Source organism: uncultured Microscilla sp., assembly GCF_947493425.1.
Classification (GTDB): domain Bacteria; phylum Bacteroidota; class Bacteroidia; order Cytophagales; family Microscillaceae; genus Microscilla.
Genome location: NZ_CANLRP010000129.1, coordinates 1 through 23,276 on the forward strand (window position 1 = coordinate 1; position 23,276 = coordinate 23,276).

Below are 23,276 nucleotides of genomic sequence, written 5' to 3' on the forward strand. Positions count from 1 at the left end.
GGCGACCTGATTCTACTGGCTGCTCGCCCAGGGGTGGGTAAAACCAGTTTGATGTGCACCATTGCCCGTAACGTTGCTGTTGATGTGCAACAGGCAGTGGGGATATTCTCCCTGGAGATGCAGTCTGTCAAGTTGTACCTGCGGCTGGCTTGTGCAGAGGCTAATTACAGCTATCAGCACTTGACCAATCAAAGCTTACAAGCGGCAGATTGGGAACGTTTGAACGATCAGGTAAGACAACTGGCCAGTCACCCGATATTCATTGATGAAACCGCTGGGATTAGTATTCAGGAGTTAAGAGCCAAGGCTTTCCGTCTCAAGGAAATGTATAACATCAAGCTACTACTCATTGATTATTTGCAACTCATTACCACTGGTGGGATGAAGTTTGGTACGCGTGAACAGGAGGTAACTTACATTTCGGCTAGTTTGAAAAAGCTTGCCAAAGAACTGGACATCCCCGTGATTGCCCTTTCCCAGCTTAGCCGGGCTTTGGAGTCACGTTCCGACAAACGCCCTCGTATGTCTGACTTGCGCGAAAGTGGAAGCTTGGAACAAGACGCGGATTTGATTCTCTTTCTTTACCGCGATGAGTATTATGGTATTGCCGAAGATGCTTCCGGAGCGCCTACCCAGGGACATACTGAGGTCATCATTGCCAAGCACCGCAATGGTAACCCAGAGACGATTCCCCTCAAATTTGACAACGGAGGCATGCGTTTTGAAAACTGGCAGGAGAACGACTTTGTGACCAAAATGCCAGGCTAAACAGGAGGACGCTTGCTTGGCTTGCTCTGTAAGTTTTCATCAGGCGTACATCTGCCGTTTGAATAGTTACGCAAAATACGGGCGGTGTGTAGGGTATAACCTGTGATCTATAATACTATTCCACCCGTTTTTCTTTGGCGCGTGTTGCGCCTGTGTGGGCGAAACAGGGGTAAGTCCTGGGTTAGGCAGCTACCTACTAAATAAAAATGTTTTAAATAAAAAAGAAAAATCAGCATCTAACTAACTATAGATTACATTAGTTGACTTATATAAGTGACTCATTATGATGCCAAATTGTCAAGCTAAGCATGCTAATTTGGCAAGGTTCGAGGACAGTTTGGCGAGGTAAGCTTGACAACCTGGCAAGGTTCAGGGACAATTTGGCAAGCTTGCAAGGTCGGTAATGCAAGGGCAGACAGAAAGAAAAAAAGATAAGAAGCAAAGTATCGGCTGCTTATTTTATTCTTCCAACCTCCAATACCCCCACATCTCTTCTAACCGCTGCCCACCAGTAAAAAAGCGGTTATTAAACATGTGGATGTAGCTGCTGAGCAGCGAACGGAGTTGAGCTTCGTTTGCCCCGTGTTGTTGCAGGTTGGCTTTTATCTGTTGGGCAAGGGGCACTTCCTGTTCGGTAAGTTGATCAAACAGTAGGCGGTAAGCCGGAGGTAACCAGGAAGGCAGTGTGTGCTTTGCCAACGCCTTTTTGAGGCGTTGTGCCTGGGGGTGTACATCAAAACCAAACTCCCGGCTAAAATTTGCTCTACCCTGGTGAACAATCTTTTCAAGGATTTCTTTGGGCAAATCAAAAGCATCCAATAAAGCTTCAATGCGTGCTACAGCAAGTGCCGATTTGAGGGTATCGTTAGTGGCTTCGTCTTTGGCAAGTAGAGCCAAGGCGTGGCATACAAAATCACTGTCCAAGGCAAACCATTTTTCGCTTAGCGCCATATTATAAGGCAGGTAACGGCTGAGTTCGCGTTGGTAGGTATCGGGCACGTAGTGGATAATCTTTCCCTGTTGCTTTAGAGCCAGCAGTTTTTGCGAAAATACTTGTACCACTTCGCCCAACTCTTTGGGGTGATGGCATAAGTGCAACCGCCAACGCAAGTGGGTACCATAGTCTGAGTCATTGTAGCGAATAAAAAACCACTGGTCAATGTGCTCCGAATCTTTTAATTCTTTGCTGAGTGGGTAGAGGTCTTCTACAATTAGTCGGTCACTGCCCAAGGCACCCAGGTAAATTTTAAAATATACCCATTCACTGCTAAAGGCAAAGTTCTTTTGTATATTTTGAGGCAAGGTTTGGGCAGCAAGTACAGGGGCTTGCTTGTGGCTTGGTGGGACAGTATTAGTGATCGGAAAAACCATTTCATTGCTATAGGATTGACTGGGTACGTGCTCTTCTATTACTTCCTCCAGAATGATTTCTTTACTTGCAAACACCTTTTGTAAAAACACTCCCACGCTTAAAGGGTGGGTAAAATCAATGTAAAGCTTATTGTCTGACTCTACCAAAAGCACCGTTTGGGGCAAGCGCAATTGTTGCCTCAGTCTTTCTATTTTGTATGTCCAAGTACTAATGGTGGTATGAAGGTCTTCCTTTTTTTGCAATTGCACCGCCTCTAATAGCTGACGGCTCACCCGCCACTGCCTGGGCGATAAAATCAAGCTGTCATCGTAGATCAGGCGAGGCAAATAACTCCTTTGCTGCCAGCGCTGCGCCTTAAAGAACGGGGGCAGCTGGCGGTACTCTTCCTGGTATTGCAAGTCGCACAAAAACTTATAGAGCGGGTGGGCATTGTGGGCGTAGTTATGGGCATTGCTCATTCGGGGCACTACTTGTTTGCTCAAACGCCGCGAGTGCAACACCAAACGTTTGCCGTCAGGCATACTCAACCACAAATCAGTCACGGGTATTTGGTGAGCGTCGTTGGCATTGGCACCACCCAAGGCAATGCTATACTCACGCAACCTGGGGCGAATGATTACATTGCCCACCCGTTGACCTGGCAAATGGTCTACCTCGGCGTATACCAGACGGTCATTATCGGGTTCTACCTGGGCAAGGGTGGCACTTAGCTTTTCTTTTAGCAAGGGACTACCATAACAAAACCGCCCCAACAAATTGCCCACCACAGGACCGCTGGCGTGGTACAACTGAAAGCGAAAGTTGCGCGGGGTGCCTTGTTTGGGATTGTGTTCCAGGTCGTCGGGTGTCTGGTAGAGCAGCTTACCCATCGCCACCATTGCCGGAGGAAGTGGTGGTGCTTGTTTTTCTTTTGCCTTGGGTTTGCTTGCTTTTAGGCCTTGTATTTCGGCTTTGCTCAAGCGTATTTCAGTCAAGCCCTTTTGCAAAGCTTCTACGTATTTTTGTTCCAACAAGGCATCCAGCGCTGAGGTCTGTCCGGCCTTGGGGTCAGTAGCTTGGGGTATTGCCCCACCTCCTTCAGCTATCACTACGCCCAAGTCTTTGAGGTAATCAGGCAATGCAACAGTGCGTTTGCCATAAGGGTAACCCACCCCTGTTACCTCGTCCATTGCCAGTAACAAGGGCACTGCTTCGTTTTCATATCGTTTAAAAAAAGCCTGGGCAAAGGTACTTAAGTCTGCTTTTGTTGTGGGCACCTCACCTACGGTGTCTATCAAAGTGGCTATTTGACGTACCAGGTGGCGAGGCACGGTTTTGCTCAGTTCCAGTCCGTTTTCATCCCTAAAAGAATCTACCTGAATGAGTTCTTTTTGGGAAGTCTTGTTTTCATTACTACCATCATCAGTTTCTTCTTTGGTTTGCTGAGCAAAAGGCTGGGCACTCAGATAGCCTGCCAATTGTTGATAAAGCCCCAGGCTTTGGGCAGGGTCAGGCGTGGCATCAATGAGCGCCAGTTGTCCACGAATATGATTGATGATGTCGAGGTACTCCTGAGCGGCAGGTATTTGAGCTATGCTGGAGTGCAATTGTTCCAGGTACTCTTCACCATTTAGGCGGGGGTATAGTTCAGAAATAAGCAAATGATGGTTAATCAAATACTCCACAAACTCGCGGCAATCTGCCTCGGTCAGGTCAGGGTCGGTCATCAGGTGGGCAATCATTTCGTGTATGCGCATTCCCCCCGCCTGACGGCAAGCATCAAACAGCTCCCAGGCTACCTCATTAAACTCCTTCGACGAAGCTACATGTTGCAAGGTTTGCTCATCAAAAAACGAACACAGCATATCGTCTCCATTGCGGTAAAGCGTGTTGTTAGGGAAGTAAAGCAATTGATCCCTTACCTCTGTATCTGCCTCTAGTGCCGCCCTAAGCCTCAGTAAATACACCATATCCAGCCTTGACGAGGTGCGCATGGAACCAAGCCCATCCAGGGCCAGGCTGCTATGTCTTTGCAAACGAAACTCACCCACGGTAACCGCAGCAAAAGTGCCAAAGGGAGTGCAACGATACGCCGCCCTTGCCAAAAACATCCATAGTTTTTGCTCCAGGTTTTGCAAGTCTTTGCTTTGCTTTTTGTTGGGTGCAGGCAGTGCTGCCAAAGCGTGCCAACGGCCAAGCTGGGCAAACAAATCAGGCGAGGCAATGTATAAGGCTTGTTGCAAAGCTGGCGAAGCATAGACGGCTTGTAGGTGTTGGCGCACCTGCTTTATACCTTGGGCAACTCCCACCGGAGGCTCCAAATAGCTGCGTTCCAGCAATGGAGTACGCAATACATAAAAATCACCTGGTTCGAATGTATTCATTGGTTAGTTTTTTAGTCAGTAGTCCAGAGTCCGTAGTTGATAGACCATAGTTGCTTTGCACCCATTCGTAATTCTTAAGGCTACTTCTTCACCGCCTCCAGCACCCCCAACTTGCGCAGTTTACAAGCCATCACTGATACTGACCGATTAGTAGTTCGGAGTATTTTGGAGGTTTCCAACGGAGTCATATTCAGTTGAAGGCAGTAGCCAATTTGCCACATTAGTTTACTGATTTTACCTTGGTCAAGCATCTCGCCTATGGTGGTTACAAATTCAGGGTAAAGTCTTTGTACCCTTTGTTGTACCGCAGCAAATTTGCCTTTCGAGTTTATTTCAGCTTCTACCAAAGTTTTGGCTTGCTCTACCTCATTTTTTTCCAGTGCCTCTTTTATTTCATACAACCTTACAATGCTATCCGTCCATTCTTGAACGGGTGTATAAGCGGCGTTTAACGACATATTTTTCCCTCTTTATTTTATAGTGATAGTTACGTTGTATTATGGTTGAATTGTCCTCTGGTTGAGCAAATTCAATATGGCCAGATTATAACTTAGTCTGAAATCAACAGACCATAGTTTTAAGCCTTGCTTCGCGCCCATTCGTAATTGACCCATTCGTCATTAAAAAGCTATGCTTTCTTGATAGGCTCTAATATTCCCAGTTTGCGCAACTTGGTGCCATGCACCGACACCGACCGATTGCTAATAGATAGTGTCTCGCCCGTTTCCATGGGCGACATCCCCAATTTAAGGCAATGCCCCACTTGCCACACCAATTTGGTTACTTTTTTATCAATAAAAGCTTGGTCTATGGTTTCGGCAAAGGCGGGAAACTCTTGGTGTACTTTCTCTCGTACAATGGCAAACTCGTCTACTCCTTCTATCTCGTTGCCAATCATCCGCTTTACTGCCTCTATGCCTTTCTCGTTGAGCGTATTACGCACCTTTTGCAGTTTGTTGGCAGCTTCGGTGGCTTCTTGCATATAAATCTTTACTTTTTCATCCCTTTCTTCACGCAGGCGCTGGTTTGCCTTGGTAAGTTCTTCGTTGGCAATTTCTATGGTTTCCTTTTGTACTTTTATTTCTTCGGTACGCTCTGCCACTACCAATTCCAGATGTTGATTACGCAGGTAGAGTTTACGGCTACGATAACGGCTATAACCATAACTGCCCCCAATGAGCAAAGCAAGCCCGGCGAGTACATACAAAGCATAAGCCCAGGCAGTACGGTGCCAAGGCGGGAGTATGGTAAAGGTATAACTGTCTATTGAACTAGTGGTACCATAGATGTTTTTACAACGCACCTTAAAAGTATAAGTACCCTCGCGCAGGTGAGTATATTCTTTCTTTTGTTCGGTGCTCCAATCCGACCAATCGTCGTCAAGCCCAATGAGCTGGTAACTGTACAAATTACGCTCATAAGCCACCCAACTATCGCTGGCGTAGGTAAAAGTGAGGGTGTTGTGGGGGTAGGGGAGTTCCAGTGTTTTGGGCTGTTTAGTAAAGCCGTGATAAATGTATTCATCTTCAAACTTTTGGCTGCGGGTAGAATCTTGTATTTTTTTCTTAAAAGACACCTCTCTTACAAAGGCTTTGAATGGTTGATTGTATTCTTTCTTCTTACTATGGTCATACTCTATAATCTTATCTTGACCAATGAGTTCAATAATACCATCGCCTCTTTGATATAGCCAGGTAATATAAGCATCCCCAATTCTTTTGAGCCCATAAGAATTCATGGTGTAGCTTTGAGGGTTCTCCTTATTCAAAACGACAGGAAAACTTTTTGTTAGCCCTTCCCTAAGCATTACGGGGCTGATAAGATACTCTTTTTCGTTAATTTTTAAAAAGTTAGAAAAAGCTTGGTCATAGTTACCATACTTGTTTTTTTTAAGCCCCTTGATATTTCTACTAACCCCTTCGGCAATGCCTGTTTTATGGTTAAAAACAAATAATCCTCTGGCATTGATAATGTACAGCTGATCGTTGTGTATTTCCAGCCTAAAGTCATACCGCACCTTATCGTCAAATTTTACTTGATCAATTCTAAAGTTTTGTATTTGTTCTTTGTTCAGCTCAAACTTAACCCTGAAAAGCTCGGTTTTGGTAGAATAGAAAAGGTTTTGTTTGTGTAGAATGGAAGCAAATATGCTCTTGTTGCTTTTGAGTTTTCTTTCAGCCAAAAGCTTGAGCTTTGTGTCGAAGACTTTGAGCCCATAAGACCCTATTACCCAAAACATACCTTTATCATCATTACCCTTTTGAAAAAAGATATTTTGAATATTGCCTTTCAATATTTGGGTAGGTTGCCAGGTTTCTTTATCTAATGCATATAAGCCTTTTTGGGTACAAACAAAGTAACGCTCATTTTGCAGCACAATATTGTGTATATAACCCAAGCCTGCAATGGTTTTGCTTGGTTTTCGGTTTATCGCCTCAGAAACTTTGACTTGTTTGCTACCTTGAATAATATCAAACCTGACCCCTGCTCTTTGGTAACTCTTATAGATTTTATTGGTATTTTCTTTCACCTTCAAATCAGACCGTAGTTCCACATATACCACTCCGTTGCTGGTTCCTAACCAAACATTACCTTGTTCATCAAAAGTAAAATCGTGCAATACCAATTGGTTGAAGTTTTTAAGAACCCTTGCTTTTTTGGTGGTGGGGTGATAAGTTAATAAATTACTGCCCACAACCAAATAAATAACTTTATCCTTAAGTTTTGCTATGAATGTATCTTCTGTAGAAGGAATTAATTGAGTCAATTGTTCAATTGGACGGAAATTGGTTTGGTTGCCTTGTTGTAGGTAGACTTGATTGCTATCATTGATACCTATTGCCAATTGGTCATCGAGTCTTTGGTAATACCTCAGCCTAAAGCGGTTGAAAATGGTGGTGCTTTGTAATACCCACCGAGTACCACGAAGCAGATAAACCTCCCCACTTTGCTTTTTAGCGTAGATTTGACCTTGATCTTTAAAATAAGTAACTCTAGCATTGAGATTGCTAATAGGGCTTATAGTAGTTTTGGTTTGGCTAAGTTTTTCATAGATTACCCCACCAGATGATTTACCCAGGTAATATACTTTTTCATTGGTTTGATATATTTTAACCAACCCACCACCAAGCTTTTGTTTATTTTCTGTTGCGCTAACAATACTTTTATAAGCTATAGAATCTCCTTGGATGTAAAACAAGCCACATTGATTACCTCCACCTATATAGTATTTGTTATTTATTTTCTGATCGGTCACCAGCCTATCAAATTTGGCAGGCAAACGTGATAGATTATCCAGAGGGTGGTGTCTCCATTTTTTTCCTATAAGGTAATTTATTCCATAGTAGTTGGCAGTAATAATTATTTTACTATTGCTGTATTCTATGATATCATAACAGTGTTTTGCTAGAATCTTATGTTTTTTATTGGTGTGGTGGTTGATAAAAAAATCACTAACTTCTTGTCCCCAAGAAATGTTTATATTTAAGATAAAAGAAACAACTATCAGTACTATGTGCAAGAACTTCATAGCCAATTTATGTTATTTTTTTACTGGTCTTCTTGTAGTTTGTCAATTAATTTACCGAAACCTCCTTCTGAGGCAAAGTAAAAAGTCATTCGTAATAGTTGATTTGCCAGCGCCCTAGAGACACTATTTTTTTGTCCTTCCATTGTAGCCATCATAATTATTCCAAATGCATATTTTTTATTAAACATAAAGTTTGAGCGAGCAAAACTGATTTTGCCACTATGCCCATAACTCACCTTATTGCTCATTTTGCTGTCTCTTCTATTAACACCTAACACTCTATACCAAATCACGTTCTTGTTGATTGATTCAATAGAAAATTGTTTTTCATTAGGTGCATCAAGCTTAACATCATAAATATACTTGTCCAAAGTAGTTTGCTTGAGCACGTGTTCGTATTTGTATTTTCCGGGTTTATAATCTCTAAACCTAAAAAAACGCATAAATTTCACCATATCCTTTGGGGTCGACCTGATACCTCCATTAGGTCCTGACATACCTTGTGAGATATTGTGTTTACTATCATAAAGCTTTATTTTACCTGTCTTTTCATCAGGAAACCAACCGTATAGAGTTTCTAAATATTTAAGTTTTTTTTGTGGAACAATACTATAAAAGGTGTTAGTCATCTTAAGAGGTTCAAATATGTTTTGTTTTACATATTCTCTAAACCCCATTTTGGTAACCCTTTCCAGAATGATTCCAAGCAAACTGTAGCCGCCATTATCATAACGATATTTAGACCCAGGCTTTCTTTTTTGTTCAGTATATTTTAGGTAAGGGATAAACTCTTCAATAGTGGCAAAACGGAAAGGTTTGCCTTGCTTTTCCATTAAAGCTTTTACTTTTTTATAAGCCATATAGAAGCCTTTTCTAATGCTAATGCCAGCAGTATGGTTGAGTAAATGGTAAACCTTAACCGCTTGCATACCACCCAAACTATCTACCCCTTTGCCTACTTCGGGCAACCATTTGGTAATGGGGTCTTCCAGGCTTATTTTGTTTTTTTCTACCAGTTGGAGCATGCTCACCGTCATAAAGAGTTTAGATACTGATCCCCAGCTATGAATGGTGTTGTTGTTGAGTTTCTGCTTTTGCTCAATATTAGCATAGCCATTTGTTTTTTCTGAGATTACCTTGCCCTTGTAAATCAGCGCCACATAATAAGGAAAATCGGGTTGTTTGGCTTTTACAAACTCTTTAAACTTGTCTAGTTTGCGCCATTCCTTCAGCAACTCTTTTTTACTGATGGGTTTGTTTTGTGCCCCTAGTTGCAAAGGGAGGCAAACGGTGAACAGTAGTGCTATAAGTAGCCCATAACTTAATACTTTTTGCATGATTTAAATCAGTTTCAATGGTTTTGTTAAGGTGGTTCGCTAAAAATAAGGATAGATTTACATAAAAATATTTAACCAAGCCAAATCTTCTTCATTACACCAACCTTGTTCTAACAAATAATAACTTAAGAGAATAATGCCATAACCAGCCGCACCATTGAGTAAACCACTCATGTAATCCCAACGCATTACTCTTGTATCATTTACATAATCAACACTGCAAACTTTCATCCCTAAAAATGGTTCATTCCAACAAATATGGTTCATCGCTTGATTTAGCCAATACTCATAAGCTTCTTTGAATTCAATACTACCAAACTTTCGGTGCAAGATATAAAAAATAAAAAATACCCCCAGAGTACCATGGCACATTCCACAATCTATATTTTTGCCCTCCTGCCAAATATTAGAATCTTCTTTTTTGATTTTGCTTAGCGCAGAGAGTATGGTAATGGCTTGTTTTTCAATGGCGTTGTCTTCCAGTAACTCGCTTGCCTTGCTTAAAGCAATACATACCCCTAAACCTCCATTGCACCAGCTCAAGGTATGGCGGGTAGAGGGGTGAACAACTTGATGTACTGAAAAGTAGTTTTGTAAATTGACTTGAGTCTGATTACCTTCCTCAGTAAGCATGCGGTAGGTAAGAAAATTGCAGGCTTGGCGAATGGTTTGTTTAATTTCAGACTGAATATTTGCGTTAATAAAGGCTTTCCCTTCTTGGCAAATGGCAGACAGTGCCCAAATATAGCTTGCTTGTCCGTGGGCAAGCCCCACTGATACTACATCTTCGTGTAACCTTGGGCTCAGCCAGTAGGCTTCTTGTTGGTCAGTTAATACAACAGAGGCGTTTAATATTGCCTCCAAACCTTGACTGATTGTCTGAGCAATGGCAGTTTTTACTTCTGGGTTTGGCATAGCTCTATGAGCCCTTCCTAGTATCAACAATTTCCCCATTAACCCGTGCATTAGGTCATAATTATGGTGTTTGAGGTCATTTTTGGTAGACTCAATAGTAATTCTGGTCAATTGCTCGATGTACTCATCCAGGTCGTCATACACGCCTTGTTTTTTCAACACCAACAACAACCATAAAACTCCCGCATACCCAGAAAGTGCTGCATTTTGTTCTAACTTGTCTAGATTATTCAGGCTATATGATACTTGTTTAGTCATTTGTTCAAGTATCTCTTCTTTTTTTATTGTACTACTCTCATAGTGGTAGAGCAGCGTAAGGAAAAGGGCTAAACCAGAAGTTCCTCCGTAAATACCTACTCCTTCCTTGCTAATGTTGAGTAGATCATCTCGATGGATGTCTGAAAATATTTTTTTTACTACTTTTAGGATCATTAAAAGAGTTTTTACTTTGTAATAACAATAAATAAAAAAGTCAAAGTTTTTACACTTTGACTTTGCTTATCTTATTGTGCCTCAGGAGGTGGCTTTCCGTCTGTTACTTTTCCTTGTGGTGGGCATATACAATCTGGAGAATATGATACGTTAACCCCACCTCTTAAAACATCCATCTCCTTATCAGAAATCGTCAAATTCTTATCCCAATTAGACTTAATGGTTAGTTTGTTTTTCTTGTTATTCATAACACTGAAATTTTAAAAATGTGATTTAATATAGTTGAATGTGTAACAACTATACCACCTGACTGGCGGCACTTATCTTTGTTATTGACGATGCAATATTACGTCTCGATGCAAGCTAAAGCCAAACATAGCGCGTTAAAAAGCGTTAAAGGCTACTTTAAAAAGCTTATAATTATATATTATATTTATATTTTTCTATTACATTTTGTGTTTTTATAAAAACAAACGAGTGAAACTACATTGTTTTTTTTAATCTCCTGCTTTGTTTTTGAATGCTTTTTTGCATTATTTGAATGTTTATCTCTTAGTCAGACCGAACACACGTGAGGCATCTGTCGCTGATCTCACACCAGTTCCCTCACGTGTTCGGGAAGACCTGTACACTAGTCATGCTGAACGCATGTGAAGCATCTGGCACTTGTTCGGGAGGGGATTTTGTACCTCAATCAGGATCATGATAAATATTGGTATTTACCTCTACCCGTTGTGCCTTGCGTGCCCTTGGGCTCACCTTAAGCTTATCGCCCAGTCCTGTCTCTAGTGCTTTGAGCAATACCGCATATTGAGCCTCACTCAGCTGTACCAGGTAAGGCACTGTTTCACCATCTTTTAGGTACAGCGTAAGGGTAGGCAACTCCCGCCCTCGTTGGGTAAGCCTTGCCTCGTTGATGTGGTGCCAGTAAAACAACTCATAGTCTATGCTGATGCCTTCAGAACGCAGCACAAACCGATGACTTGTGCGCCCCGAATGCCAAATGGCAAAAACAGCGCATACCACCCCCAAGGCAAGCATCCACCAGGCATCGTATTGCCAGCCGCCCAGTTGATCGGTGTACAAGCTCAGCAGCCAAAGTGCACCGGGTATCAGAGACAAACCCAGTAACATCCAAATGATTTGTTTCCAAATATTGTATTTGAGTACAGTTTCTTGTTCCATAGTAGAAGCATTTGTTTTATTCAACTAATCAGGTTCTCTAACAACAAAGTCAAAGAACCTTGAGAGTATTTAAAGTTATTTATAGCGCTTTGCTATCTTTCTCCAGCTGACTTTACCTGAGTCTATTTTGATGTTTCTGAGTAAATACCTGAGTTGATTGTATAGTAAAACGAAGGCAACTCTTTCGGGTGTTTCTCTTTGTCCACTGGTATTTATCATCAGTATAATTCCATAAGGAACCTTGGTTTCTTTTCTAAAAATAAAGTTAGATAGAAAACCATGAACACTCCCACTATGCCCCATCACTTCGAATTGGTTTTTTGTACCTTCATTTGCCAAGGTATTGACAAAACCATTTACAAAATAAAAACCATGCTGGGTGGTTTTATAAGTTCGGGTATACTGAGTACTGTCTTGTAAGTTGAGGTCAAAATAATATTTTTCCAGAACAGTTCTTGGCAATACCTTTTCGTAGCGTTTGAGATACTTTGTTCGTTTTCTAAACTTCAAAAAGTCCATAAACTTGAGCATGTCTGCTACCTTGGCTTTCAGCCCTCCATTGGCTTCTCTGATCCCTGCACTTTCATCTGGTCTTCCCGTAGATATTTTTCCATCTTTTTTATGACGATATGAGGTGCCAAACAAAGGTTGTAGCTTTTGGGGTGTTTTGTCATAGTGGGCGGTGCTCATACCCAGTGGCTTCAGTATATGCTGTTTGATATAATCAATATATTTACGATCTGTTACCCGTTCTATGACCATACCCAGTAGCGAATAAGCCCCATTGTTGTATTGGTACTTGCTCCCTGGTCTAAACTTCTGCGAGGCATATTTCAAAAATGGTTTGATTTCTTTCGAGTTTGCTACTCGGTTTTCAAACTCAGGAAACTTGTCTGCAATGGCGTTGTATACTGGCTTGCGGTCATAACCACTGTTATGGTTGAGTAAGTGGTGTATTTTGATGGCTTGCATGCCGCCCAAACTGTCTACTCCTTTGCCCAACTCAGGTAAATATTTAGTAATAGGATCGGTGAGCTTGATTTTACCCTTTTCTACCAATTGTAAAATGGCAATGGAGGTAAACATCTTAGAAATGCTTCCCCAGGCGTGTACCACATCGGCAGACATGGGTAGTTTTTTCTTGCGGTCAGCCATCCCATTGCTTGTCTCCCGAATAATTTTACCTTGGTGCACCAGCGCCGCATAAAAGCCAAAGTGGGGTACTTTTTGTTTAATCGTATCTACCACTTTTTCAAACTTTTGCCACTCTTTGAGCACATTGGCTTTGTTCATTTCAAAGTAAATACTGGGTTTTCTTTCTTTGGGAGGGTAAGCCCGCGTAGCTACCTTTGCCAATGGCGTGCCGTCTATGTATAGCCTCAGATTGTCTATCCACATTTGCCCTTGTTGGCTCGTAAGCAACCCACCCACATGTATTTTAAGGGCATATTTAGAGAGGGGCAAGCTCACTTTATATTCTTGCCAGTCGCGGGTGCCGTTAATTTTTCTTTTGCGCATATTATCAAAAGCCAAAGAAGGTTCTCCTTCTTCGCCATCTATGCGCATCCAAAGCCCGGCATGGCCATCTTTGCCCACGTTTTTTAGCTTCATGTAGCCACGTAGCTCTATAGTTTTCCCTTGGTACTTGGCAGGTATCACATAGGCACAAGCGCCAAAGTCCCGGTCAGGCTTATTAGCATCGGGTAAAATAGTCAGGGCATATTTGCCCGATTTTACGGTTTGTGCATCTGGTTTTACAATATAGCCTTTGGCTCCTCCATAACTAAAAGTCATGTCCCACCCTGTGGGCTGTTTAGTTTGGGCATCTAGTTGCTCTATATCCAAATTATAGTTTTGCTTCGTTTGAGCACGTGTTGCACCCGCCCACAACATAAGGGCAAGGCTGCATAAAAATAGTCTATTAATCATTGTATTGAATTATTATAAAAATTGCTTGGTAAAGTTTATATTTTATCTGCCTCATTTGTTTAGCATGACTAGTGGCCGCTACCCTGTGTCATGTTGAGCCTCAGTGAAACATCTGGTAGAGAACGACTTGTTTTATCAAAACCCTCGCTTTTTAAATCTCATCGTTCAAAAATATCCATTGTGGATTTTCCGCATTGATGAGGGCTTCTTTTTTCTCCCGGCGCCAACCTTTCAGTTCTTTTTCTCTATCTATGGCATCCTGTGGTGTATCAAAACGTTCCCAATAAATTAGGTTATAGCAAAAATACCTTCCTGTAAAAGTTTTAGGGTTCCCCGCCTGACTAGCGTGTTCTTCCAAACGCTTTACCAGATCGTTGGTTACCCCAATATATAAGGTGGTTCGCTTGGGGTTAGTAGTGATATACACAAAGTAATTGCCGTTCATTTTTATTATGTTTTTTTAGTCATACTGAACGCCAGTAAAGTATCTGGCGTTGAGTTCCTTGTGATTATAGTAAAAGCCATCCATCTTACACCAGTTCCCTCACTTGTTCGGGAAGACCTGTACACTAGTCATACTGAACGCACGTGAAGCATCTGGCGCTGATCTCATATCAGTTCGGGAGCACTCATACACTGGTTGTACCAAGTACCAGTTCCCTCACCTGTTCGGGAAGACCTGTACACTGATCATACTGAACGCACGTGAAGTAGCTGGCGCTGATCTCATATCAGCTCCGGAGCACTCATACACTGGTTATACCAAGTACCAGTTCCCTCACTCGTTCGGGAAGACTTGAGTGCCTTTGAGGTTGTTACCCCACCAACTCCCGCAAAAACAAACGGTGTGCCTTGCCATCAAAGTAGCCCCGCTCGGCACTGAACCAGTGCAAGTAGGTACGCATGTCTTCGGCACTGATGTAGCGGTCGCGTTTGGCGGTAGTTTGCATCACACAATACTGAAAAAACTTCTCAATCCAGGCGGCGCTTACTGGGGCGGCTTCGGCAAGTTCGCGCCAATTGCCTGCAATGCGTGGATCGAGCTCCAGCGTGCTTGTCTGCCCAAAAAAGTGTTGCCATAAACGGCGACGCGTACCTTCATCGGGTTTGCTAAAAGTCACCAGTGAGTCAAACCTTCGCTCAAAGGCAGGGTCAATCGCCCCTTTGTGGTTGGTCGCCAAAAAAATCATCCCCTGGTACTCTTCCAGTTTGTAGAGCAAATAAGCCACTTCCTGGTTGGCGTAACGTTCGTTGCTGCTACCCGTGTCGCTGCTGCGTTTGCCAAAAAGGGCATCGCCTTCGTCAAAAAACAAAATCCAGTCGTGTTGTTCGGCAAGGTCAAATACCTGGCGTAGCTTTTTACTGGTTTCGCCCACGTATTTGTCTACGATGCTTGACACATCTATGCGGTACAAGGGTTTGTTTGCGGTTTGCCCCAACAATGCCGCAGTCAGGGTTTTACCCGTACCCGATGGTCCCGCCATCAGCAAACGATAGCCTTTGGCTCCTACTATGCCTGGTTGTTGGCATACTTCGTCGTAGTGGTGCACCCATTTGCGGGCTTGGTTGAGCAAAATCTCCGTTTTTTCGTCCATCACCAGGTCATCCCAGGTTTTGGTGGTGGTCAGCAAGGTTGCCGGAAAACCTGCCCCATATTGGGGTTGCCAAGGGGTGTGGGTCAGTAGTTGGTGTTGGTAACGAGGGCTAAGCTGTAGCACCGTGTCTATAGTAGGTAGGACATCAGTGGCAGACAAGACAAGTACCCCTAAACGACGGAAGGCATTTTGGGGAAGAAAGAGTTGCCAAAATGCCTGATACTCGTCACCTTTAGCCAATAAAAAATGTGCCGTGCCCACGCTTGCCTGTAAATACTTGGTTTGAGGGATTTGTACCAAACCTAATTGATTGACAGCTGACTCGTCGAACCCTGCATCTATAGCCGTATCCAACAATAGGTCCCATATTTCGGGGGCGCTGGCATTGGCTAAAGCTATAGCAATGACAAGGCGTTCGTCGGGGCTAAAAGGCAATAGCCATTCATCTTCAGCCTCTGGCAAAATAGGGCATTGGGGCAAAGTTTGGGACGTGTCAGGCTTAGCCACTTGTTGGCAACGCACTATGAGGTAGCTCACGAGCCACTGTAGCATTGGTGGATATGTTTCGATGTTGATTGAGTGCATGTTTGGATTAATTTTACGTTCTTTAGTCTTTGTATTTAGCTATCTCAATTATTGCTTTTATGTAGCCATTATCAGCAGATTTTTTCATCCAATATTTCTCTAGCTTAGGGCTAACCTCAGTACCTTTACCTTCACGGTAATACAATGCTAGTTGATATTGAGCCATCGAATTACCTTGCTTTGCTGCTTTACTACACCAGATAAAAGCCTGGTCATAGTTTTTAAAATCTACGGCATAAGTATATACCAATAGCATCTGGGCATTAATCACCCCTTGTTTGGCACTTTTTTTAAAATAGTACAGGGCTTGTTTTTTATCTATTGGCAGGCCATTACCTTCATAATACATCATACCTAAGTTGAACTGGGCAAAACGATTCCGAGCTTCTGCTTTTTTATACCATTGAAATGCTTTTTCATAACTTTTGTTAGTACCTTCCCCTAATGAATACATTGTTCCTAATGTCGTTTGTGCTACGGCATGTCCTTGTAAAGCACTTTTTTCAAACCAAGGCAGCGCCCTTTCATATGCATAAGCACATCTGTATAATTCAGCGAGTTTATATTGCATTTCGGGGTTCCCATTTGCAGCTTTTTGCCTAAAAACTGTCCAAACATTTTTAGGTATATCTTCCCAACTGTCCAAAAGTGCATAAGCAGGAGAGTTAACCGACTTAAGGCTTTTTATATACAAGTCAAAAGCCTTGTTCAAATCTTGGGTGACACCTTGCCCTTGTTCATAAAGGGTAGCTAAATAGAATTGACATTGCGTTTTCCCTTCTTTCGCCTTTTGTTTATGCCATTGTAAAGCTTTTAATGTATCACCTTTTGCTAACCAGACTTTCCATTTTAGTTGTCCATTTTTTAAGCTTTTATCAAACCAGTATTGAGCTTGTTTTTTGTGTTGTGTTACACCTAACCCACGATAATACATTAGCCCAAGGTAATACTGTCCGATAAAGTCATCGCTATGGGCGGCTTGTCTAAACCAGTGCAAAGCTTTTTTGTATTTGTGTTGCTCATAATACCACAAGCCCAATCCCACCATTGATTTATGAAAGCCTTGTTTGCTGCTTTGCTTATACCAGTACCGCGCTTTTTTTAAGTTCTGTTTTACTTTATCTCCTCGTTTGTAAGCTTTGGCAAGATAGTATTGATCACTAGCGTCTCCTGTTTGAGCTCCTTTCTCAAAGCGAGAGGTTTGCCCTATAGATGGAGTGTTAAAAAAAACTGAGAAGAAAATTATTGACATATATAAAATTGCTGCTTTGTTCATTTTATGCTAATTGGCTTTTGATATTCGTTCAAATATATCTGAGGCTTCTTTTAAGACGGCAAACTCTATAGCATGAAGTATAAGTACCGCTTCATGTCGTGAGGCATTTTTGAAATAAAACTCCCCAAAACTCGGTGCATTTTTATTCTGAATAGGAGGGATTAGTTGGAGATAACGTTCTGCCCAAGGAATAGTATCTTTTAAATACTTGCGGTGTCTTTTCTTAAGTTGTTTTGTATAATTATTCAATGCTTTAGCCAAGCTTTGAGCAGAGTAATAATTATTTTTGCTGCTCAAAAATTGTTTTACTGTATATATTCCCTCATCAGTGCTATATGGTAAGAACTTTATAGTTCGCTTGGTGATCTCTCCAATGACATCCATTGTCTCTTTTTTTAAATACTCAGCCAACATTATTTTATGTAATCCAGCTTTGGTATTTCCTTGCTCTTTTACCTTGATCTTTAAATTCATTAAGTCTTGATCTGCTTTTTGTTTAGCCAAAATCATTGGATACATCATCACTTGGTGAATTTGTTCATACTTGAGGTTTTTAAAATACTTTTGTGTTGCTTTTTTATGGGGGCTACATGCTATACACAATACAGGTATTAGATATAATAAATAAGCTTTCTTCATTTTGTTAAATATTTATTTTACTCTTTTAAAATTTGATGTTGTATTTCCAATGCTTCTTTTGTAATACCTAATTGTAAAGTACTCAATATTACTATAGCCTCTTCCAGGCTTACTCCTTTAAAATAAAAGGTGGCAAAGCTGGGTGGTCTTTCTTGCTGTGTCTTAGGCAATGTTTTTATATAGCGTCTGTTCCAAGAGGCAGTATCTTTGAGGTGCTGTGGAAAGTGCTCGGTCAAAAGCTTGGAATATTTATTTAATGTTTTTGCCAACCATTTAGCTGACAGATAGTTTTGTGGAGAATTGATAAACTCTTTAGTACTTGTGTGTTCTTGATAAATTTTCCCTAAACCCAATGCCCATTTTACTTTGGTCAAATCGCTTATTATAGTATTAAGTTTACGACCTAAATAAGCATTGTCACTTAGTTGGGCATTTCTAACTTTATTATATCCACCATGAGTTTTAATGTATTTGCCAAAGGTCTCTAGTGATAAATCAAAATACCTTAATTTTTGAACTACAGATTTCTCTATTATTTGGTTTAAATGCTGGTACTTTTGTTTTTGTAGTGTTTTGTTTTTGATTGATAAACAGCTTTGCATGCCTATATTAAGGCAAATCAAAGCAGGTAAAGCATACTTTCTCATTATTTCTTTTGTTGGTTTAGTTGTCCTACATCTACCATTTCGCTATTTGCCCCTGGTCTGTAGTAATTAGTTAGTTCACTGTTATCATCGTAATACTTTCCGTCTGTTGTTCTTAATCTTACAAAATACCCTAAATGCCTTTTAGATTGCTTATACATAGGTTTTTGGATAAGTGTGTTTATGACACCTGTATAAGAATATAACTCATGACCCAAGGAAGGCAATTGATATTTATTCAATAATTGGTTAAAACTAGCATTAATCGCCTTTTTTTCATTCTCTTGTTTGTGCCTGCTTAGTTGCTCTGTCAAGTTACCCACCACATCCATAATCATCTCATCCAGCCCTCGTTTCAACCCCAAGAGTTCGCGGGCGTTATCGCCTAGTTGCTTGCTTTTGCCATCAGCAGACTGCAAATGTTTGAGTCCTCGTGCTACCCCATCGGCTAGTTTAAGGGCGTCCAATTGTTTTTTTGACTTGAGTACCGTGTCCAATGCCTTATAAAACTTTTTTACCACCCCCAAAGTAAGTTTCAACTTGCCTCCTTCAAAGGCAATGCCCGCATATTTGGCAAATGTTTTCATGTCAAAACTACCTCTGACTGTACCTTTCATTCCACCTATTACATGAAACTGTCCATTGCCCGTAATAGATACTCCCCAGTTTTTCAAAAAACTATTTTCTTCCTGATATTCATTTTCAGGATCAACCTTTTTCTTGTCCATGGGATTGCTCTTAGTTTTCCTTTCCTTTTGGTTATGGCGTTGCATATCGGCCACAAGCCTTTGCTTTTCTTCTTCGTTTATCTGTTTAGTGTACGTTTGTTGTTTTGCCAGTACTTGTTGTTGGTATCTGCGGGCGTGTTTGCGGCGTAATTTGTTAAAGGTAGAACCAAACGCTAAAGCAGCTTTCGAGGCTCCCGGCATTGCTGTCAGTCGGTTGCCACCTTCTACCGCTTTCAGGTGAAAATCGCGGCAAATTTGGGCAAGTATTTGTTTATCACTGGCAGACATTTTGGCTTTGCCCATTTCTACCCTATAGTGAGCGAACACCCGATGTACCAGCGCCACTCCCTGGTATTTACTCATCAGGGTCTCAAGGTTGGGCTTTTTTATTTCAGTCACTGTTTCTGTTGTTTGGACTTTTGCCCTGGCTTGCGCTTGTCGTTCATTATATTGTTTCACTATCTCCTCCCTTTCGGCTTTACGGGCGGCTACTTGTTCGGGGTCGCGTTTTTCTTTGAGCGCTTCATCTATACGCAAAGGCATTTGATCGTGAGTAAATTGTGGCATCTCATGTTGCTGCTGCAAGTCGTGCTCTGGTTCGGCATGTGTTGGCATGTGGGTTAGTTTTAGTTTATAAAAATTTTCCGAGCGCAATACTACACTTAGGGGGTGCCGAAAGTCAAAAAAACCACGTTAAAATGCGTTAAACGGATTTAATCGATTGCAATAATACCATTTACAATATTAAAAATACAATTTAACGACTTCACCCTATTCAACTCCTTCTCTCAAATCACTGTTTAGAGCCTTTCAGGATGCTTTTTAATCTTTTCACAAATAAAATTGTATTTTTATTTGATTTGTTATGACTATAAAAACCGTTTATTTCCTTTTAACGGACTTTAACGCCCAAGTTTTGCCTTTCGCTTGCCTTTCTCCCTAACCTTGCATCGTCAATTAATTACAAACGGTTGGCAATGACAAGCGACTTTGCCCAACCATAAAGCAATAGAACCATCTAAACTATAATACAAATGATAACTCCTATACTACGACTATTACAAAGCACCTTGACCGAGCACCTGGCAAGTCAGTTTTCGCAAAACTCATTTACTGCTTTTAGTGTGGTAGTAGACAAACTCGTGAGCCGCGATGGAAAGTCTACCCTCGACCCGGCGCTCAACCAAGTAGTCATTACCCTGCTCGATGTTCAGGAAGAACGCACCGTGCAACGCAGCCGTACCAGCCACCCTGGGGCACCTTATCATCTCAATTTGACGCTACTGTTATCAGTGCACGAAAAAGAAGAACAACGCGACCAACAAGATTACCTTAAGGGGATGGAATACCTTGATGCGGTGTTGGGCTTTTTTCAACAATACCCTACGTTTACTCCCTTGACTCACCCCAACTTGCCGGGTAGTGTGGAGTACCTTCAGTTTGAGCTTGCCAACGAGAACCTGCGCGAAAACAGCTACATCTGGACAATGACCGGAGCCAAACACGCGCCTTCGGTGCTCTATAAAGTGCGTAGTGTAAGCGTGGGCAGCCCCTTAGTTCATCACCCACAGTCGATGATGCATAGTTTTTAGTTTACCAGCAAGCAATTAAACCATTGTCGACTACACCACAACATTGAGCGAATAAGGCTTTAAGAATACAGGATACACGGTGCCTTGCCGCATTTCAATTGTTTATACAGCGATTAAATTTGTTTCCCATAATGGCAAGGTGCTGTTTTTTAGTAAGTCAAGAGTTGAGAGTCGGTAGTCGGGAGCTACCATAGGCTACCAACTATGGATTAATAATAAAATCAAACTCTAAACCCAACTCAGGGTAGTTCAAGTCATCTACCGACTACTGACTACCAACTATCAACTAAAAAAATGAAAACATTCACCCTATTTTGCATGCTCCTCTGGGGCCTTGCCCAGCCCTCCTATGCCCAAACCCAACTTCGGGGGCAGGGTACCAGCTTTGCCATTAGCACGCTGACTGCTGCGACTGCTTATATAGAAGAAAGTACCTCTGCGGTAGACGATAGCCGCCCAAATCCCGATCCAGTATTCATTGTTCCCGCCGACCCGGTAGATGCCTGCAACAGTGGCAAATCGGTAGTACTTTCGCCCATCATCATCAGCGAGCAAAGTGTGGGGTCGTTTGCCATTGGCAAGGGAACCTTAGTGCTTGCCTTTGATCACCCCGATTTTGTGGTAAGCAAGCTGCCCAAGGTAACTATCACAGGTGCCCCAGGCGATTTTCTTGCCCCAACAGTGTCACTCAATTCGGGCAAACTCTATATAAGCTACCATTTTGTGGGTGCCACCAAGGTAGCAGGCATTGTACTAAGTGGGCTGGAGGTGAGGTCAAAAAGTAAAAATAAAGGCACAGTAGCTCAACTAAAGCCCGTAAGTGGTTATGCCCATTTCGAGGGATTGTACCCCGATGAGGTATTTGCCACCGTGCGAGGCATCAATACAACTAGCAGCAACGCACTCAATGCCCCCACAAATATTAGTGGCGTTGGGGTGGTATGCACCGGGGGCAACGGCTTTGTGTATACTGCCGACCCGGTGCCCGATGTGACAGGTTATTTATGGACGTTGCCTGCGGGTTTTCTTGCCAGCAATGATCCGCATGCGGTACAGGTATCAGCACACGAGTATTACACTGCCGACAATACCATCACCTTGGATGTGGCAACTTCGGCAAGCCTGGGAAACAAGCTGCTCCAGGTCAAAAGCGTGAATGATTGTGCACTGAGCAGCACCAGTCGAAGCAAAGCCATTCGGGTGGCAGCTCCGCCCAATCCCAAGGTAAGTTTACCCGCTACTAGTTTTCCCGACGATGATTTTTCGCCCGTAAACATCACCGTGACTAACAGCCCGGCGGGGGGAGTGGGTGTGCTTCGGGGTGATGGAGTAGTAGGCAACAAACTCTATCCGGGGCTGCTTTTTCCGGGCAGGAGCTACAAGGTGTATTATGACTACACTATTAACAATTGCACAGTAACGGTAAGTGCTACGTTCAGCGTGTACGATGCCGATGCAGTGGTATTGGGGCTTGCCACAAGTTATTGCAGCAATGTAGCGGCTTCTCAAACCGTCACCATTGCCAACCTGAGCTCGCCATCAGGGGCAAGACTTTATAGTCCTACAAATGCAGTGATTCCACTCAATCTCCAACTAATTAGTGGCGGCAAAGATTACCGCTATACTTTTAGTAGCCAAGACTTGTATAAACGCTACGGTGCTGGAGCTTACCGTTTCGAGGTAACCCAAGTGGGGGCAAGTGTACCCATCAAAGTTGCATTTCAAATTACCACCCCACCCGCTCAAAGCATTACCGGAGGCAATGCGGGCACCCAGGTATGTGGCGATGGCAGTACCATTTATAATTATGTGTCTACCGTTCCCGCCACCACCGACGAGTTTGAATGGTCGGCACCCGCAGGGGGAGTTACTTTTGTAGGGGGGATTAATCGTCAGGCAAGCGTAGCGGTGGTGTGGGAGAAAGGAAGTGTAGCAGGAACGAGCAAAATCCTGCGTCTTGCCCAAACCCGTAATGGCTGCACTACCATTACTGACTATGCAGTGAAAGTTTTTGCCCTGCCCACACCCAGTATTGTAGGAGATTTGACCCCTTGCGCTGGTGAAACGGTGACGTATGCCCTTGGTAATAGCAGCAGTAGTGCAAGTGGCAGCACCTACGCTTGGCAGGTAGAAAATGGGCAAATTGTGGGGGCAAGCAATCAAGCTCAGATCACTATCAAGTGGGGCAATACCAGCGGCAACCTCAAAGTGACCCAAAGCCTAAATGGTTGCACCAAAAGTGCTGAAATTACTACTACTATCGAAGCATTGCCCATGCTCAGTATTGTAGGATTCAATGCCTCCCGAAGTTATTGCGCGGGAGATGGCACCCCAGTGAAACTCACCCCTGTATTTGGCGGCAACTCAAGCCCTCCCGCTGACTACTT

16 protein-coding genes and 1 pseudogene are annotated in these 23,276 nt (G+C 42.5%); 3 read left to right on the forward strand and 14 right to left on the reverse strand.

Annotated features, from left to right (window positions below):
• The coding region (locus tag Q0954_RS24455; protein WP_299461420.1) for a DnaB-like helicase C-terminal domain-containing protein at positions 1-768 on the forward strand (768 nt) is incomplete at its 5' end.
• A gap of 459 nt (positions 769-1,227) precedes the next feature.
• Here the strand turns inward: Q0954_RS24455 and Q0954_RS24460 are convergent.
• The 14 genes from Q0954_RS24460 to Q0954_RS24525 form a co-directional block, all read right to left on the reverse strand.
• On the reverse strand, positions 1,228-4,503 hold the full coding sequence (locus tag Q0954_RS24460; RefSeq protein WP_299461422.1) for a lantibiotic dehydratase: 3,276 nt from the start codon (positions 4,501-4,503) through the stop codon (positions 1,228-1,230).
• Between the two features lie 80 nt (positions 4,504-4,583).
• Entirely contained in the window at positions 4,584-4,961 is a 378-nt protein-coding gene (locus Q0954_RS24465) for a hypothetical protein (RefSeq protein WP_299461424.1), read from the reverse strand.
• 170 nt (positions 4,962-5,131) lie between these two features.
• Complete coding sequence (locus tag Q0954_RS24470) at positions 5,132-8,032, reverse strand: triple tyrosine motif-containing protein (protein WP_299461426.1); 2,901 nt, start codon at positions 8,030-8,032, stop codon at positions 5,132-5,134.
• A gap of 20 nt (positions 8,033-8,052) precedes the next feature.
• On the reverse strand, positions 8,053-9,369 hold the full coding sequence (locus Q0954_RS24475) for a serine hydrolase (protein WP_299461428.1): 1,317 nt from the start codon (positions 9,367-9,369) through the stop codon (positions 8,053-8,055).
• Between the two features lie 57 nt (positions 9,370-9,426).
• Positions 9,427-10,716: a lanthionine synthetase LanC family protein gene (locus Q0954_RS24480; RefSeq protein WP_299461430.1), complete on the reverse strand. Its 1,290-nt coding sequence runs from the start codon at positions 10,714-10,716 to the stop codon at positions 9,427-9,429.
• Positions 10,717-10,787: 71 nt separating this feature from the next.
• Positions 10,788-10,964 (reverse strand): hypothetical protein, encoded by a 177-nt coding sequence (locus tag Q0954_RS24485; protein ID WP_299461432.1) that lies wholly within the window; start codon positions 10,962-10,964, stop codon positions 10,788-10,790.
• Between the two features lie 442 nt (positions 10,965-11,406).
• Positions 11,407-11,901 (reverse strand): hypothetical protein, encoded by a 495-nt coding sequence (locus tag Q0954_RS24490; RefSeq protein WP_299461434.1) that lies wholly within the window; start codon positions 11,899-11,901, stop codon positions 11,407-11,409.
• 75 nt (positions 11,902-11,976) lie between these two features.
• Complete coding sequence (locus Q0954_RS24495) at positions 11,977-13,830, reverse strand: serine hydrolase (RefSeq protein ID WP_299461436.1); 1,854 nt, start codon at positions 13,828-13,830, stop codon at positions 11,977-11,979.
• A 151-nt stretch (positions 13,831-13,981) separates the two neighbouring features.
• Positions 13,982-14,275, reverse strand: a complete 294-nt coding sequence (locus Q0954_RS24500) for a GIY-YIG nuclease family protein (protein ID WP_299461438.1) — start codon at positions 14,273-14,275, stop codon at positions 13,982-13,984.
• A gap of 370 nt (positions 14,276-14,645) precedes the next feature.
• Positions 14,646-16,010 (reverse strand): ATP-binding protein, encoded by a 1,365-nt coding sequence (locus tag Q0954_RS24505; RefSeq protein WP_299461440.1) that lies wholly within the window; start codon positions 16,008-16,010, stop codon positions 14,646-14,648.
• Between the two features lie 22 nt (positions 16,011-16,032).
• Positions 16,033-17,286 (reverse strand): SEL1-like repeat protein, encoded by a 1,254-nt coding sequence (locus tag Q0954_RS24510; protein ID WP_366916758.1) that lies wholly within the window; start codon positions 17,284-17,286, stop codon positions 16,033-16,035.
• Positions 17,287-17,292: 6 nt separating this feature from the next.
• Positions 17,293-17,925: a hypothetical protein gene (locus Q0954_RS24515; protein ID WP_299461442.1), complete on the reverse strand. Its 633-nt coding sequence runs from the start codon at positions 17,923-17,925 to the stop codon at positions 17,293-17,295.
• 17 nt (positions 17,926-17,942) lie between these two features.
• Positions 17,943-18,572: a hypothetical protein gene (locus Q0954_RS24520; RefSeq protein WP_299461444.1), complete on the reverse strand. Its 630-nt coding sequence runs from the start codon at positions 18,570-18,572 to the stop codon at positions 17,943-17,945.
• Positions 18,572-19,912 carry a hypothetical protein gene (locus Q0954_RS24525; RefSeq protein ID WP_299461446.1) on the reverse strand — a complete coding sequence of 447 codons (1,341 nt, stop codon included), beginning with the start codon at positions 19,910-19,912 and terminating at the stop codon, positions 18,572-18,574. Before Q0954_RS24525 ends, Q0954_RS24520 begins: the two co-directional genes overlap by 1 nt.
• Before the next feature lie 419 nt (positions 19,913-20,331).
• Here Q0954_RS24525 and Q0954_RS24530 point away from each other — a divergent pair, with 419 nt between their 5' ends.
• Positions 20,332-20,889: a Pvc16 family protein gene (locus Q0954_RS24530; RefSeq protein ID WP_299461448.1), complete on the forward strand. Its 558-nt coding sequence runs from the start codon at positions 20,332-20,334 to the stop codon at positions 20,887-20,889.
• A 294-nt stretch (positions 20,890-21,183) separates the two neighbouring features.
• A pseudogene (locus tag Q0954_RS24535) lies at positions 21,184-23,276 on the forward strand (hypothetical protein); the annotation flags it as partial.

Coding starts and splice junctions, on each gene's coding strand:
- Q0954_RS24485 (WP_299461432.1), bottom strand. CDS start 10,964: ATGAATAACAAGAAAAACAAACTAACCATTAAGTCTAATTGGGATAAG.
- Q0954_RS24530 (WP_299461448.1), top strand. CDS start 20,332: ATGATAACTCCTATACTACGACTATTACAAAGCACCTTGACCGAGCAC.
- Q0954_RS24495 (WP_299461436.1), bottom strand. CDS start 13,830: ATGATTAATAGACTATTTTTATGCAGCCTTGCCCTTATGTTGTGGGCG.
- Q0954_RS24505 (WP_299461440.1), bottom strand. CDS start 16,010: ATGCACTCAATCAACATCGAAACATATCCACCAATGCTACAGTGGCTC.
- Q0954_RS24500 (WP_299461438.1), bottom strand. CDS start 14,275: ATGAACGGCAATTACTTTGTGTATATCACTACTAACCCCAAGCGAACC.
- Q0954_RS24475 (WP_299461428.1), bottom strand. CDS start 9,369: ATGCAAAAAGTATTAAGTTATGGGCTACTTATAGCACTACTGTTCACC.
- Q0954_RS24510 (WP_366916758.1), bottom strand. CDS start 17,286: ATGAACAAAGCAGCAATTTTATATATGTCAATAATTTTCTTCTCAGTT.
- Q0954_RS24520 (WP_299461444.1), bottom strand. CDS start 18,572: ATGAGAAAGTATGCTTTACCTGCTTTGATTTGCCTTAATATAGGCATG.
- Q0954_RS24515 (WP_299461442.1), bottom strand. CDS start 17,925: ATGAAGAAAGCTTATTTATTATATCTAATACCTGTATTGTGTATAGCA.
- Q0954_RS24470 (WP_299461426.1), bottom strand. CDS start 8,032: ATGAAGTTCTTGCACATAGTACTGATAGTTGTTTCTTTTATCTTAAAT.
- Q0954_RS24525 (WP_299461446.1), bottom strand. CDS start 19,912: ATGCCAACACATGCCGAACCAGAGCACGACTTGCAGCAGCAACATGAG.
- Q0954_RS24465 (WP_299461424.1), bottom strand. CDS start 4,961: ATGTCGTTAAACGCCGCTTATACACCCGTTCAAGAATGGACGGATAGC.
- Q0954_RS24480 (WP_299461430.1), bottom strand. CDS start 10,716: ATGATCCTAAAAGTAGTAAAAAAAATATTTTCAGACATCCATCGAGAT.
- Q0954_RS24460 (WP_299461422.1), bottom strand. CDS start 4,503: ATGAATACATTCGAACCAGGTGATTTTTATGTATTGCGTACTCCATTG.
- Q0954_RS24490 (WP_299461434.1), bottom strand. CDS start 11,901: ATGGAACAAGAAACTGTACTCAAATACAATATTTGGAAACAAATCATT.